This is a genomic window from Brevibacillus formosus, from assembly GCF_003013405.1.
Classification (GTDB): Bacteria; Bacillota; Bacilli; order Brevibacillales; family Brevibacillaceae; genus Brevibacillus; species Brevibacillus formosus.
On the sequence record NZ_PXZL01000048.1, the window covers coordinates 1 to 12886 of the forward strand.

Genomic DNA, 12886 nt, shown 5'->3' on the forward strand with positions numbered 1-12886 from the left:
AGTCTCTTCTACGACGATTTGTTCCTCGTCTTTTTGTTGAAGGTTCGGCAGCTCCAGCTCGGCGAAAAGCATCTCCTGCAATTCTTCTACGCTGATTTCAGCCTCGTAGTAGTCTACACCTGGCTGATCACCCGCTCCCTGACCTTTTCCTGGCCCTTGCGCCGGGTCGCCGTCACGGGCTATGACATCGCCAACTTTACTGTTTCCTTTACCTTGACCGCCATGTTTTCCCTTTTGGAAGTTAAAACGCAATCGGTATTCATCCAGGGAGCGAATAGGGATCTTAATGACTTCCCGACCATTCGACATGATGATGTTTTCTTCGCTGACGAGATCGGGCAGATTTTTTTTGATCGCTTCTTTCACTTTTTCCTGGTGTCGATTTTGGTCCTGGTACCCTTTGCGGTGCAGCGACCAGTCTTCCCGGGAGACAATGAACGATGATTCATCTTTCATGCCGTCTCCTCCTAGCAACTGGCGCAATCTGCGCCGAATATGATTATGACGTGCCCCTCATGTCGCCAACGTTCTGTCATCTGTTCAACAGGCTTCCCACATAGCGCAGCAGCTCATTTGCGCAAACCGGGCAATATTGATGCTCTTCGATAAGACGCTTGGTAACCTCATTAATTTTCTTGAGCTGATGCTCATCCGGTGTTTTATTCGAGGTCGTAATCTTGACGACATCCTTCAGATCGGCAAACAGCTTCTTCTCGATAGCTTCCCGCAGACGATCATGCGTGCTGTAGTCAAAGCGCTTCCCTTTACGCGCATAGGCCGAGATACGGATGAGAATTTCTTCACGGAAGGCCCGCTTGGCATTTTTCGAAATTCCGATTTGCTCCTCAATGGAACGCATCAGGCGCTCATCTGGATCCATCTCCTCACCTGTAACGGGGTCACGGATTTTATTCATGTTGCAATAAGCTTCCACATTGTCCAAATAGTTATCCATGAGCGTTTTTGCCGACTCTTCGTAGCTGTAGACAAACGCCTTCTGTACTTCTTTTTTCGCCAGCTCGTCGTATTCCTTGCGCGCGATAGAGATGAAATTCATATACCTCTCCCGCTGCTCCTTTGTGATGGATGGATGCTGGTCAAAGCCTTCTTTTAGCGCCCGTAGAATATCAAGCGCATTGATGCACTCCGTGTCGCGGCGGATCAGTGCGCTGGAGATACGGTTGATGACATAACGCGGATCAATACCGGACATTCCTTCATCGGCATGCTCGTTTCGCAGCTCCTCCAGATCGGCTCCCTTAAAGCCTTCCACCGATTCACCGTCATACAGCCGCATCTTTTTCAGCAGGTCAGCCCCTTGTTTTTTCGATTCTTTCAGGCGGGTCATAATGGAAAAGACTGCTGCTGACCGGAGCGCATGCGGCGCAATATGCACATGCCCCAAGTCGGATTGCTTGATTAATTTCGCATATATTTTTTCTTCATCACTGACACGCAGATTATACGGCATCGGCATGACGATAATCCGAGATTGCAGTGCCTCATTTTTCTTATTCGCAATAAAAGCCTTGTACTCTGATTCGTTCGTATGCGCAACAATCAGCTCATCTGCAGAAATGAGGGCAAAACGACCTGCCTTAAAGTTTCCTTCCTGTGTCAGCGACAAGAGATGCCACAAAAATTTCTCGTCGCATTTCAACATTTCCTGAAACTCCATCAATCCACGATTGGCTTTGTTCAGCTCACCATCAAAGCGATACGCACGAGGGTCGGACTCAGAGCCGTACTTCGTAATCGTCGAGAAGTCGATGCTCCCCGTCAAATCGGCAATATCCTGTGACTTTGGATCCGAAGGGCTAAATGTACCGATCCCGACCCGATTCGCTTCGGAAAACAAAATCCGACGAACAGGGAAATCCTCGATGCACCCTCCGAATTCGGTCTCCAACCTCATCCGATTATAGGGTGTCAATTCTCCTTCAATCTTGATTCCCAGCTCTTCTTCCACCTCTGGACGCAGCTCGTGCGGTATGAGATGAAGTGGTTCTTCGTGCATAGGGCAGCCATCAAGCGCATAGATCGCTCCAGCTTCGGTCCGCGAATACTCTTCCAGTCCTCGCTTGAGCATCGTCACGAGCGTAGACTTACCGCCACTGACAGGTCCCATCAAGAGCAAGATGCGTTTGCGGACATCCAGACGACGTGCAGCCGAGTGGAAATATTCCTCCACTAGGCGCTCAACTGAACGATCCAATCCGAAGATTTCACGACTAAAAAATTGATACGAACGTGATCCGTCCTCGTTCTCTTCAACCCCCGCGCTTTTAATCATGTTGTAGACGCGTGAATGCGCCGTCTGGGTAATTTGCGGATTTTTACGTACCAATTGCAAATATTCGCCGAATGTTCCTCTCCACATCAGGTTTTCTTCGCGGGCCCGGTGCTCAGCGATCCGTTTTAAAATGTCCATGTTCGACACTCCTCCCTCTTAAGCCCCTCTCTCTTCCCAACGGCAATGTACTCTCATGTATATGTCCGCCTGCGGTCACGCATTCACGTGCAAGCCGTTTTCTCCGGTTGCCAACAGGCTCTTACAGCCTTTACATATGTGTATGCGCGACATCAACACAAGTTTCAGCAATCTTCCCATAAAAATAAGGCACATTACTTTTTTGCAGCTTGGAAGATTACGGAATTGTAAGGTTTAACGAGCGCAGCTGTAAGCTGATTCGATGGTTTGTAATCCCTGCCCCCCTGTAAAATACAATCATAAGCAACATACACGGAAAGCCAATATGGATTGGCTACAATAACGGGAGGAACGAACATGGACATCCAAACAGAACGTATTCAAGTGAAAAAAGGACTTTATTTGACCGGCATCGCAACCATGGTGATTCTTTCGGTATTTATTTACCAAGCTGTGACAGGAATGGAACTCGATACAGGAGAAATACTGAGTGTGCCCATTGCGCTTAGTGCCTTTTTGAAACTCATGAATGACCATCGAAAATTGTCACTTACGTAAGGGCCCAACAGCTTTAATCCGTTTGCAAAGTGGGCAGGCTACGCTATAATGGGAGTAGTTTGTTTACGAAAGGAGCTGTCAATATGGGTACATTTATCGTAGCACTGGTCTTCGGAGCTTTTCTGTTTTTCATTCTGACAGCTGGCTACAACGAGGACAAAACCTGGAACATGTAAGAAGCATCCAGGGGAAAAAAGCAGGCTGCCTACTGCGGCAACCTGCTTTTTTTGTTTTCTTGTTATTTCTTATTCTCTTTCTTTTCTGCTTTTTTCGTCTCGATTTCTACCTTGATTTCTTTTGCGCTCTTGCCTGCTGTGTCAACGCCCCATTTGGCCGCCTTTTCTTTCAGGTTCTCGAGCTGTTCTTGCTTCTTCGCTTCTTTTGCTGCCTTTTTCTCAGCGCTTTCTGCTTTTTTTGCTTCTTTAATAGCCGCTTTTACTTCCTTCGCTGTTTTACCTGCCGTGTCAACGCCCAGCTTTACAGCTTTCTCGTTTAGCTTGGCGAGTTGTTCTTGCTTCTTCGCTTCTTTTGCCGCTTTTTTCGCAGCGTCTTCTGCTTTCTTTGCTGCTTTTGCCGCTTTTTTCGCAGCGTCTTCTGCTTTCTTTGCTGCTTTTGCTTCTTGAATCGCTGCTTTTACTTCCTTATTTGTTTGATCTGTGGTTTCGACGCCCCACTTGGCAGCCTTCGCGTTCAGTTTTGCTCTGTTTTCTTCCTTTTTCTCCGCTTTCGAGTGCGCAACTGTAGAATCCGCTGCTGTATCGGCCGCAGCCACTACAGAGATACCACTAAACAGTAGGGTAGCCATTACCAGAGACGAAACAAGTTTTTTCATGAGATTTCCTCCTTTATTATGTAACGCGGTTGTACACTCCTAGCCTACCTCATGATTTTGGGAAAAGTATGTGAAAAAGCAGGCTTGACCATTTTTTCAAACGGACAGCCTGCTTCTCGCCTATTCTTTCATGGTCTTTTCTTAGCCTGCAAACACACCGCTTTTTTCAGAAATCGCCGTAAACAGCTCTTCTAATGATCCCCGCTGATCTACCGGATACTGAGGCTCACCACGGTCTTCCATCCAATTGGTTACCAGAAACGTTTTCATTCCCAACTTGGATGCGACCATATCCTCCTGCATGTGATTCCCGACCATGACACAGTCTGTCGGCTCAACCCCAAGCTTTTGGCAAATCTCTTTATAATAACCAGGATTCGGCTTCGTGAAATGCGATTCCTCATACACGGTGACCAGTTCGAAATCATCCGGGGACATCCCGATCCAAGCGAGGCGATGATGAATCGCATCACGCGGGAAAACGGGATTCGTCGCTACTGCAACCCGAAATCCTTGCTCTTTGGCGGCAGCAATAATCTGCTTTGCCCATGGCGAAGGATATGTCAGGTGAGAAAGTGTAGGAAACACATCGCGATAAAACGAATCAAACAGAGGCCATATTTCCTCCCGATCCCACTCACTGTGTTCCGTAAAATGTTCGATAAAAACTTGCTCGTTCGTCTTGTCAGGCTCTTGGTTCATGATCATCGCCTTGGTCGCATCCCAAATGAGCGCCAACAGCTTTTCAGTATCGTACTTATCTCCGACATGGCGACCTACTTCAACCAAATAACTTTTAACAAAGGGGTCTGTCTGCATCTCTAATAGCGTACCGTCCAAATCAAACAGGATGGTGTTCACAGTCATAATGGATCTCTCCCTCTCAAATGCCTTACGATAGTGATGGAAAACCTAATTGGCGAAGTCCCTCAAACAAGACAATCGCTGCACAATTGGACAGATTCACAGAACGGGTCGCACCGCTCATCGGGATTCGAATAGTCTGCTCCCGATATTTTTCAGTCAGCTCTTCCGGCAAGCCCGTCGTCTCCTTGCCCAAAATAATGTAGTCGCCATCCTGAAAAGAAACATCCGTATACAACTTTTCCCCCCAGGTCTCCACAAAGTAAAAAGTGCCCGCACCTTCTCCTTGTGCCGCAGCAAACTGCTCGAAGCTCTCATGATGGTGAACGTTAACCGCATGCCAATAATCGAGACCAGCTCGCTTCAGGTAACGATCTTCCGTTGAAAATCCGAGCGGATGAATCAAATGCAGATGCGCTCCTGTCGCTGCACATGAACGGGCGATATTTCCCGTATTGGCAGGGATGAGCGGCTCATGCAAAACAATATGTAACGGCATATCTGAAAATCTCCTTGTAAATTGCGAACTTGTTACCTGTACACGTCCTATTATACCACCGCGCCCAGCTTCTGTAACAAATGGAGTGCCTGCTGCATCTAATCAGAAAACTTTGGCTATCGAAGGAGTGATGATTAGATGGGGACACCCATTTCATTTGGGCGACGCCTTGTCGTACATGTGAGCATCCTGAGTTTGATCCTGTTAGGTACCAGTTGGATGTGGGCTGATTTTTCTTCGTTCCCTGCCCTGGAAGCATGGAGCATGATTCTCGGCTATCTCTCATTTATTTTGATTGGCTTCACCTTATTGATTGGTCCACTCCAGTCCTTGTTCCCAGCTAGCTGGATGATTGTCAGCTTGTCCATTCGTCGAGCTATCGGCATATGGGCTGGGCTAACTGGACTGCTGCATGTCATTCTAGTGTTCGTGATTTTTGAAAATGAGCCTCGCCTGATGATCATACATGAAAACCGTTCTGAAAAGGCGGATGGATGGCTGGGTCTGTTCTTTGTCGCTTCCTCTGATCCGACCATGTGGCCCTCTCCCAACTGGACCCTCACAGGCGTTGCGAACTATCTTGGGCTGTTTGCCTTTTTCATTCTATTAGCTCTGTGGCTGACATCTTCTGCACGCGCAGAAAAATGGCTGAGTGGCTCCAGTTGGAAAAGGCTTCATCTCGCCAATCCATGGCTTTTTGTCATCGTCTTGTTCCATGGCTTGATTTACATCCAATCCATTAAAGGAGAGCCGCATACCTTTTCAGACATTCTCGTTTTCGCAGCAATGATTTGGATGATTCGCAGCATCGCTTTTATACGAAGAGCTTTTTTTCGCAAGCGATAATTACACCCCTCTTATATGAAAGAAGGCATAGCGCATTTTGGGTGTATAGGCTGTGGAATCCTCATATGCCCAATAACGCATGCTGCTATCTGTCGTATGGGCATTCACTAACGGCATCTGATTCGCGTCTTTTGCAACCACGATCGTATTGTGCTGAAAACGCCCATCCCCGTCAAAATCATAACAAATGATATCACCTGGGACCAATTCGGCCGCAGAGCTTTTCGTAACTGCCCGCATAGGTGGTCCACCCGATTTCAAAAGCAAATACAAGCTATGCGCTACCGTCCAGCTATAGCTCCATGAGGCGCTTTTTCCCGTGCGTATCCACCAGCCCTTGCCCATCTCTTTCGACATCAGCATCGGGATTCCGCCAGCGTGTAAACATTGCGAAATAAAATTCGTGCAGTCATCCGTAAAACGAGGATATATCGGATTCGTCGTATTCCAGTAGCGTTCCGCATACGCGACTGCATTTGCAGGATTGTAGCCTCCCGCTCCATGCACAACCAGCATAGGCTGATCATTGGCATCCTCGACGCCTGACACAACGATGACAGGCTCCTCCTCTTCCTCGACCACCAATTTTTGATCACCGTTCGACTCCCTTGCCCCGACGATCGACCACTTTTCATTCCTCTTGAGCAACTGGAGCTGGAACAGTCTTTTGTTTGCCTCTTTATACTGGGTATGCTTGATCCCCAGCGTTTTATTTTCTTGCCATTGAACCGTTATTTCCATGGTGGCATCGGTATCTATCCAGCACAAGGGCGTTACTTGTCCCTGGACAGCCAATAATTTGACTCCCCGCTCCTCGGCTCTCCGCTTCTCCCGATTCAGTCGATCCCATTCTTCCTGCACACCAGACTCTTTTGCGCAATAAAAAGGCAACAGTCGCTCATACCTTCCGTCCATAGATGACTGGTGAACTGCTTGAAAGTATTGCTGAACAAATTCACGCCATTCCACTTTCCCCTCCTCCTTTCCGCCTCCCAAACAGCGACATAGACTCATAAACCGTTCATCTCAATGAAGAATATGTCGCTCGTGGAGCATTCAGAAGAAAAAGAAAAGCTGCCCGAGCAAGCAGACAGCTATTAGGAAGAAGCGTGAGCAAATAGTGGACCTTCTTCTAAGGACAACAAATATTCTTTAATGGATAAGCCACCGCCGTATCCGACCAAGGCACCATTCGAGCCAATGACACGATGGCACGGTATAATAACAGGAATCGGATTCCGATTGTTCGCACCGCCAATAGCCCGAACAGCTTTCGCCGCTCCAATCGCCAAGGCAATATCTTTGTAAGAACGAGTTTCACCATAGGGAATGTTCGATAGCTCATTCCATACAGCCTTTTGAAAGGGAGTACCGTACAATACGGTTGGAACATCAAACGACTTGCGCTTGCCTGCAAAATACTCTTCTAGCTGTATTTTTGCAGGCTCATTAATCGCATCGTTACGCGTTGGGGTAATCCCTAAGAACGTTTTTTTGCACCAGCGCACAAGCGGCGCCAATCCATCTTGTTCATTGGCAAACTGAATGTAGCACAGCCCTTCTTCTGTAGAAGCCAAGAGCAATGGTCCAATCGGTGAATCCATCATGGTATAGCCTAATTCCTTTGCCATTTTACGTCCTCCCTGTCTTGTTCAGACTAAGCCTGTGCACGAATCATGCTCATGCCTTTTTCTATCTCTTCCACCACTTCTGGTGACGTCTCTTTTGCTTTCGCGGTAATGAGCGCCCCTTGTGCCTGCTCTCCCCCGATTTTTCCAAGCGCCCATGCAGCAGTTCCGCGGATGACTGGACGAGGGTCTTCGAACAAAAGACGCTCCAAATGAGGAACAGCCGTCCGATCCTTGAAATGTGCAAGCGCTAGTATTGCATTGCGCTGAATGGGCTTTTTGCCCCGCCAAGAGGAAGAGGATTGGCCGAACTTCTCCTTGAATTCCTTATTGCTCATCTGAAGCAGAGGAATCAACAAAGGCTTGGCAATTTCCGGGTCAGGCTGAAATTCAGCATGATGGGCGTTGTCGATGCGACGATTCTTAGGACATACCGTCTGACAAGTGTCGCAACCATACAGCCGATTCCCGATTTTTCCGCGGAATTCATCTGGAATGAAGTCTTTCACCTGAGTCAAATAAGCAACACATCGCTGTGCATCAAGCTGCCCGCCCTGAATCAAGGCTCCGGTCGGACAAGCGTCTACACATATATTGCAGTCGCCGCAGCCTTCTTCGATTGGTTGATCGCTTGGCAATGGAAGATTCGTTACAAGCTCCCCCAAGTACACCCATGATCCGAACTCTGGCGTTATGATGGCGCAGTTTTTTCCTACAAACCCAATACCAGCCCGCTCGGCAACCGCACGATCAGACAATGCTCCCGTGTCTACCATGGATTCGATCCGAGCCCCTGGCTCAAGCTCCATAATGAATCGCGTCAGCTTGTCCAGCTTATCGCGCAGAACGTGATGGTAATCGGTTCCCCATGCTGCACGGCATAAGATTCCCCGATACGCACCAGGCTCTGACTTTGGTGGATTTTTGAGCTTGGATGGATAGGCCAGTGCTATAGAAATCAGCGAACGCGCCCCGCCCAACAACAGTTCCGGGTTCGTCCTCTTTTCTAAATCAGGCTCTTCAAATCCAGATTCATAACCCTTTTCCCGATGTACAATAAGCCGCTCTTTTAAGGTCGTGAATGGATCGGCACTGGCAAACCCGATCTTATCGATTCCGATTTCCTTGGCATAGTCAATGATGGACTGCTTTGTCTGCTCCCAGTACAGCAAGTCGTTCACAGTTGTTTAATCGCTCCTGTCGCCAATTCGTCGCAGCGGTTGTTCCATTTGTTGTCGGCGTGTCCTTTGACTTTTACGTACTCTACCTTGTGAGTGTCCATCAATTGCAGCAGTTCTTTCCATAGGTCCTGATTTTCCACCTGCTGGCCTTTGCTGTTTTTCCAGCCGTTTTTCAGCCAGCCTTTATACCAGCCCTGCTTGAAACAGTTGACCAAGTATGCACTATCACTGTATAGCGTCACCTTACACGGCTCCTTCAATGTAGAAAGCGCCTTGATGGCCGCCAACAGCTCCATTCTGTTATTCGTTGTATGCGGTTCCGCACCGGACATTTCCTTGATGTGTTGGCCGTACATCAGTACAGCTCCCCAACCACCTGGTCCTGGATTGCCGGAACAAGCTCCGTCTGTATAAATATCAACCTCACGCATTGTCATCGTCAGGGGTTCCCTCCTCTGTTCTCTTCTATTGTATCGAAGCTTAGTCGCTTCCACAAAAATTTTTTGTTATACTACCCAAAATAGGATTAGTAAGGAGTGGCTATTGATGAAAGTTCAGCTAGATTCTTCCGTGTCCGAGCGCCTACCGCAATTTTCTCTCGGCATTTTACAATACAGCAATGCTTCCGTTAGTGACTCCCCCAAAATGCTGCAGGGACGCATTAATTATTATGTGGAGAGCTTGCGGCTGGATCACGACACTGCAAACCTGACAGAAATTGAAGGCATCCGCGAGTGGAGAGCCTGCTTTAAGCAAGTTGGCATTGACCCGTCCAGATACCGCCCTTCCTCCGAAGCCTTACTGCGCCGACTGCTACAGGGAAATCCCTTTTTCTGGATAAATAGCGCTGTTGATGTTAATAATTTTTTCTCCGTTTTGCACGCGCTCCCTTTTGGGATTTATGACGTCAATCACTTAACCGGTGATATCACTTGTCGTCTTGGACACCCGGCTGATGCCTATGAAGGATTAAATGGACGCGAAGTCAACATGGAAGGAAAATTGCTGCTCGCTGATGGTAACGGCGCATTTGGGAGTCCCATTGTCGATTCCAAGCGTTCATGCGTGACGGAACAAAGCAGCACGCTCCTCCAAGTCATCTTTTTCCATGAAAAAATGGAACAATCCAAAAAAGAAGAAATTGTAGGTTCAGTTGGTCGCATGTTTACAGAAATTAATGGTGGCGAACTGACTCACTCCTCGATTGTTACTGCCTAAGAAAAAGACGGCCCGTCATGCAGCCTGGCCGTCTTTTTTTACGCTATCTTCTTCCTTTTTTCTAAAAACAATATGTTCTAGGACTAAGCACACAATAACTCCAAGCAGTAAGCCATTGCCGAACAAGAAGCTGGCTAATGCTGGAAGTTGCTGCCAAGCTGCAGCAGGTACGAACATAACTCCGATCCCTACCAGCAGCGAGCTCCCCCCAACAATAATCGTACGTTCGTCCATTTTCACATTCACGTAATCCTTCAACCCGAAGCCAAGCAGTTGCGTATAGGAAATGAACATCGCCGCATATGCCACTGGAGTCGGCAGAGCCGCCAAAAAATGGGCAACAGTGGGAATTAGCCCAATCAGCATCATCCCCAGCATCGCTATCACAAATGGCAAGCGCGAAGCCATTTTCGTCGTTTGAATAACCGCTGCTGCCAAGGAAAGTGGAATCATGCCTACCACACCGCTCAAGCCAGATAGGAAATGGGATACCCCTGTAAAAATACCTCCGCGATTGTACTGCTTTTCAGTAGGCACGGTGTCTGTCGCTTTGCCCATAACCGACAAACTCGTCATGAGGTTTGTCAACAGAACGAAGCCTGTAAGCATACTCGTTAATACAACGCCCCAATCCCAGCGTGGAGGTCCCCAAAAGAAAATAGAAGGCCATGAAAATAATTGCTCAGTAGACCGAACTGGTTCCGTCCATCCAAGAAGCGCGTACACGATCCAGCCCCCAACCATGCCAAACAAAACGGCAAAACTGGAGAATCGCTTCGTCCGCATAATAAACACAACAAGGGCTACGATCCCTATGGACACAAGTGCTACACCCGGTTGTACCTCTTTAGAATGCTGAAAACCAATACCGAGCATGCCCGTAAGAATGTTGCTACACAAAGAAACAGCAAGCAAAATCATATACGTACCTGAAACCAGCGGCGTAAACCACTTCTGTAATTTGCCAATCCAGCCTAATAAGCCAAAAATGAAAAAGAGTAGACCTGCTAATATCATACCCACTTGAAAGGATTGACCGATTTCTTGTGGATGGAGACCCATGCTCGTTCCGAGTTGAGCCAAAATGATAAAGATCCCCCACCATAGTCCAGCCGGACCTTCTATCATCGGATAGCGGTGTCCAATCCATACTTGCAGTAGTGACGCGAGTCCAATGTAAAACATGGTCTGCTGCATCAGCTTTCCAATTTCATCAGCCTGCAAGCCGTACATATCTCCAATCATTAGTGGTACCGCCACACTGCTGGAAACAGTTACAATCATCCATTGCAATACAGACAACGTCGTAATCCCCATTGGCGGCTTGTCTTGTAGTTTGTAAAACACCTCAACCACCTCGTTCTTTTGCGTACACAAGTCGTCTATTTCCCTGTCTACACTATGTGCATATTAAAGCAGAAAAAAACCCCAATCATCAAGATATCTTGACATTCAGGGTTAGCTTGTAAAAGTATGGTGCCGGTGAAGGGACTTGAACCCCCACGGTTTCCCTCACGATTTTGAGTCGCGCGCGTCTGCCATTCCGCCACACCGGCAATTATTTTGGAGGAGGCACCCGGATTTGAACCGGGGGTGAGGGTTTTGCAGACCCGTGCCTTACCACTTGGCTATGCCTCCATGATATAAGGTAAAACAATTTGAGAAATGGAGCGGACGAAGGGTCTCGAACCCTCGACCTTCGCCTTGGCAAGGCGACGCTCTACCAATTGAGCTACGTCCGCATTTTAATGGCTGGGGTACTAGGATTTGAACCTAGGAATGACGGAGTCAAAGTCCGTTGCCTTACCGCTTGGCTATACCCCAATAAGTAATCCCCAACTATGAATTTATGGGGCGATCGATGGGACTTGAACCCACGAGTGCCGGAGCCACAATCCGGTGCGTTAACCCCTTCGCCACGACCGCCATGATTACTACTATTGTGTTGAAAAATGGCAGGGGCAGTAGGAATCGAACCCACACCAAAGGTTTTGGAGACCTTCGTTCTACCGTTAAACTATGCCCCTATAAAGGTGGCTCGGGACGGAATCGAACCGCCGACACGAGGATTTTCAGTCCTCTGCTCTACCGACTGAGCTACCGAGCCTTATATCCATGCTTTGCGCGCCAATTTCATTTGATTAGAAATGGCGGAGCTGACGGGACTCGAACCCGCGACCTCCGGTGTGACAGACCGGCGTGAACTCCAACTTCACCACAGCTCCATATTTGGTTGCACCCACTGGGTACTCCGATCCCACTTGATCAAGAAGATTACTCGACGTAGAGCAAGTAGAAAATTTGGTTGCGGGAGCAGGATTTGAACCTGCGACCTTCGGGTTATGAGCCCGACGAGCTACCGAGCTGCTCCATCCCGCGATAGTTAGGACGACTGAGTGTCAGTGTTAGCTGACCTTCCTTGCCCTTTGATATGAGTGGTGGAGGCTGACGGGATCGAACCGCCGACCCTCTGCTTGTAAGGCAGATGCTCTCCCAGCTGAGCTAAGCCTCCAGAACCCCTGCGTTTGCAGGGCGGTTTGCTAGGTGACCCGTAGGGGATTCGAACCCCTGTATGACAGCGTGAAAGGCTGCTGTGTTAAACCGCTTCACCAACGGGCCAAGATGGCGGATGGAGTGGGATTTGAACCCACGAGACGGTTCGACACCGCCTACACGATTTCCAATCGTGCTCCTTCGGCCGCTCGGACATCCATCCATATGGCTCCTCGGGACGGACTCGAACCGCCGACCGATCGGTTAACAGCCGATTGCTCTACCAACTGAGCTACCGAGGAACGTTGAAGGTTTGTTCCTTCAAAACTGAATACG

Annotated in this window: 13 protein-coding genes and 13 tRNA genes; 3 read left to right on the forward strand and 23 right to left on the reverse strand. The window is 48.4% G+C overall.

What is annotated here, in order from left to right; genetic code table 11:
• A partial coding sequence (locus C7R91_RS28795; RefSeq protein WP_146142150.1) for a DUF444 family protein occupies positions 1-456 on the reverse strand: 456 nt, incomplete at its 3' end.
• Positions 457-532: 76 nt separating this feature from the next.
• Positions 533-2431 (reverse strand): PrkA family serine protein kinase, encoded by a 1899-nt coding sequence (locus C7R91_RS28800; RefSeq protein ID WP_106786249.1) that lies wholly within the window; start codon positions 2429-2431, stop codon positions 533-535.
• Positions 2432-2788: 357 nt separating this feature from the next.
• Here C7R91_RS28800 and C7R91_RS28805 point away from each other — a divergent pair, with 357 nt between their 5' ends.
• The gene (locus C7R91_RS28805; RefSeq protein WP_047070366.1) at positions 2789-2989 is read left to right on the forward strand and encodes a hypothetical protein; all 201 of its coding nucleotides are present in this window, start codon (positions 2789-2791) and stop codon (positions 2987-2989) included.
• A 238-nt stretch (positions 2990-3227) separates the two neighbouring features.
• Here the strand turns inward: C7R91_RS28805 and C7R91_RS28810 are convergent, their stop codons facing one another.
• The 3 genes from C7R91_RS28810 to trmL all read right to left on the reverse strand — a co-directional run bounded on the left by C7R91_RS28810 (position 3228) and on the right by trmL (position 5184).
• On the reverse strand, positions 3228-3821 hold the full coding sequence (locus tag C7R91_RS28810) for a hypothetical protein (RefSeq protein ID WP_047070365.1): 594 nt from the start codon (positions 3819-3821) through the stop codon (positions 3228-3230).
• Positions 3822-3962: 141 nt separating this feature from the next.
• Positions 3963-4688: an HAD family hydrolase gene (locus tag C7R91_RS28815; RefSeq protein WP_047070364.1), complete on the reverse strand. Its 726-nt coding sequence runs from the start codon at positions 4686-4688 to the stop codon at positions 3963-3965.
• A 25-nt stretch (positions 4689-4713) separates the two neighbouring features.
• Complete coding sequence (gene trmL, locus C7R91_RS28820) at positions 4714-5184, reverse strand: tRNA (uridine(34)/cytosine(34)/5-carboxymethylaminomethyluridine(34)-2'-O)-methyltransferase TrmL (protein ID WP_047070363.1); 471 nt, start codon at positions 5182-5184, stop codon at positions 4714-4716.
• A 138-nt stretch (positions 5185-5322) separates the two neighbouring features.
• Between trmL and C7R91_RS28825 the strand changes: the two genes are divergently transcribed.
• On the forward strand, positions 5323-6030 hold the full coding sequence (locus C7R91_RS28825; RefSeq protein WP_047070362.1) for a ferric reductase-like transmembrane domain-containing protein: 708 nt from the start codon (positions 5323-5325) through the stop codon (positions 6028-6030).
• Here the strand turns inward: C7R91_RS28825 and C7R91_RS28830 are convergent, their stop codons facing one another.
• The 4 genes from C7R91_RS28830 to rnhA all read right to left on the reverse strand — a co-directional run bounded on the left by C7R91_RS28830 (position 6031) and on the right by rnhA (position 9270).
• Positions 6031-6999, reverse strand: coding sequence for an amidase domain-containing protein (locus C7R91_RS28830; protein WP_047070361.1), 969 nt, complete (start codon positions 6997-6999; stop codon positions 6031-6033). It abuts the gene before it with no gap.
• Between the two features lie 128 nt (positions 7000-7127).
• The gene (locus tag C7R91_RS28835) at positions 7128-7661 is read right to left on the reverse strand and encodes a methylated-DNA--[protein]-cysteine S-methyltransferase (RefSeq protein WP_047070360.1); all 534 of its coding nucleotides are present in this window, start codon (positions 7659-7661) and stop codon (positions 7128-7130) included.
• A 26-nt stretch (positions 7662-7687) separates the two neighbouring features.
• The gene (queG, locus tag C7R91_RS28840) at positions 7688-8839 is read right to left on the reverse strand and encodes a tRNA epoxyqueuosine(34) reductase QueG (protein ID WP_047070359.1); all 1152 of its coding nucleotides are present in this window, start codon (positions 8837-8839) and stop codon (positions 7688-7690) included.
• Positions 8836-9270, reverse strand: coding sequence for a ribonuclease HI (rnhA, locus tag C7R91_RS28845; RefSeq protein ID WP_173630755.1), 435 nt, complete (start codon positions 9268-9270; stop codon positions 8836-8838). Before rnhA ends, queG begins: the two co-directional genes overlap by 4 nt.
• A 115-nt stretch (positions 9271-9385) precedes the next feature.
• Here rnhA and C7R91_RS28850 point away from each other — a divergent pair, with 115 nt between their 5' ends.
• A complete protein-coding gene (locus C7R91_RS28850; protein WP_047070358.1) occupies positions 9386-10057 on the forward strand; it encodes a B3/B4 domain-containing protein in 672 nt (223 codons plus the stop codon).
• Positions 10058-10072: 15 nt separating this feature from the next.
• On the opposite strand, the gene C7R91_RS28855 is transcribed toward C7R91_RS28850, so the two are convergent.
• From C7R91_RS28855 to C7R91_RS28920, 14 genes are all read right to left on the reverse strand, one after another.
• Positions 10073-11404, reverse strand: coding sequence for a purine/pyrimidine permease (locus C7R91_RS28855; RefSeq protein ID WP_047070357.1), 1332 nt, complete (start codon positions 11402-11404; stop codon positions 10073-10075).
• A 127-nt stretch (positions 11405-11531) separates the two neighbouring features.
• A tRNA-Leu gene (locus tag C7R91_RS28860) sits at positions 11532-11613 on the reverse strand.
• An 8-nt stretch (positions 11614-11621) separates the two neighbouring features.
• Positions 11622-11695, reverse strand: a tRNA-Cys gene (locus tag C7R91_RS28865).
• Positions 11696-11723: 28 nt separating this feature from the next.
• Positions 11724-11799, reverse strand: a tRNA-Gly gene (locus tag C7R91_RS28870).
• A gap of 7 nt (positions 11800-11806) precedes the next feature.
• A tRNA-Gln gene (locus C7R91_RS28875) sits at positions 11807-11881 on the reverse strand.
• Positions 11882-11907: 26 nt separating this feature from the next.
• Positions 11908-11983, reverse strand: a tRNA-His gene (locus tag C7R91_RS28880).
• A 27-nt stretch (positions 11984-12010) separates the two neighbouring features.
• Positions 12011-12084 (reverse strand) — tRNA-Trp (locus C7R91_RS28885).
• A 7-nt stretch (positions 12085-12091) separates the two neighbouring features.
• Positions 12092-12164 (reverse strand) — tRNA-Phe (locus C7R91_RS28890).
• A gap of 41 nt (positions 12165-12205) precedes the next feature.
• Positions 12206-12282, reverse strand: a tRNA-Asp gene (locus C7R91_RS28895).
• A gap of 77 nt (positions 12283-12359) precedes the next feature.
• A tRNA-Met gene (locus tag C7R91_RS28900) sits at positions 12360-12436 on the reverse strand.
• A 57-nt stretch (positions 12437-12493) separates the two neighbouring features.
• Positions 12494-12569: transfer RNA gene (locus tag C7R91_RS28905), tRNA-Val, on the reverse strand.
• Between the two features lie 33 nt (positions 12570-12602).
• Positions 12603-12676: transfer RNA gene (locus tag C7R91_RS28910), tRNA-Glu, on the reverse strand.
• Positions 12677-12680: 4 nt separating this feature from the next.
• A tRNA-Ser gene (locus C7R91_RS28915) sits at positions 12681-12773 on the reverse strand.
• A gap of 3 nt (positions 12774-12776) precedes the next feature.
• Positions 12777-12852: transfer RNA gene (locus C7R91_RS28920), tRNA-Asn, on the reverse strand.
• Between the last annotated feature and the right edge of the window lie 34 nt (positions 12853-12886).

Bases quoted from the DNA above. Each gene is read 5' to 3' on its own strand.
- C7R91_RS28815 (WP_047070364.1), bottom strand. From the start codon at position 4,688: ATGACTGTGAACACCATCCTGTTTGATTTGGACGGTACGCTATTAGAG.
- rnhA (WP_173630755.1), bottom strand. From the start codon at position 9,270: ATGCGTGAGGTTGATATTTATACAGACGGAGCTTGTTCCGGCAATCCA.
- trmL (WP_047070363.1), bottom strand. From the start codon at position 5,184: ATGCCGTTACATATTGTTTTGCATGAGCCGCTCATCCCTGCCAATACG.
- C7R91_RS28825 (WP_047070362.1), top strand. From the start codon at position 5,323: ATGGGGACACCCATTTCATTTGGGCGACGCCTTGTCGTACATGTGAGC.
- C7R91_RS28800 (WP_106786249.1), bottom strand. From the start codon at position 2,431: ATGGACATTTTAAAACGGATCGCTGAGCACCGGGCCCGCGAAGAAAAC.
- C7R91_RS28810 (WP_047070365.1), bottom strand. From the start codon at position 3,821: ATGAAAAAACTTGTTTCGTCTCTGGTAATGGCTACCCTACTGTTTAGT.
- C7R91_RS28805 (WP_047070366.1), top strand. From the start codon at position 2,789: ATGGACATCCAAACAGAACGTATTCAAGTGAAAAAAGGACTTTATTTG.
- C7R91_RS28850 (WP_047070358.1), top strand. From the start codon at position 9,386: ATGAAAGTTCAGCTAGATTCTTCCGTGTCCGAGCGCCTACCGCAATTT.
- C7R91_RS28835 (WP_047070360.1), bottom strand. From the start codon at position 7,661: ATGGCAAAGGAATTAGGCTATACCATGATGGATTCACCGATTGGACCA.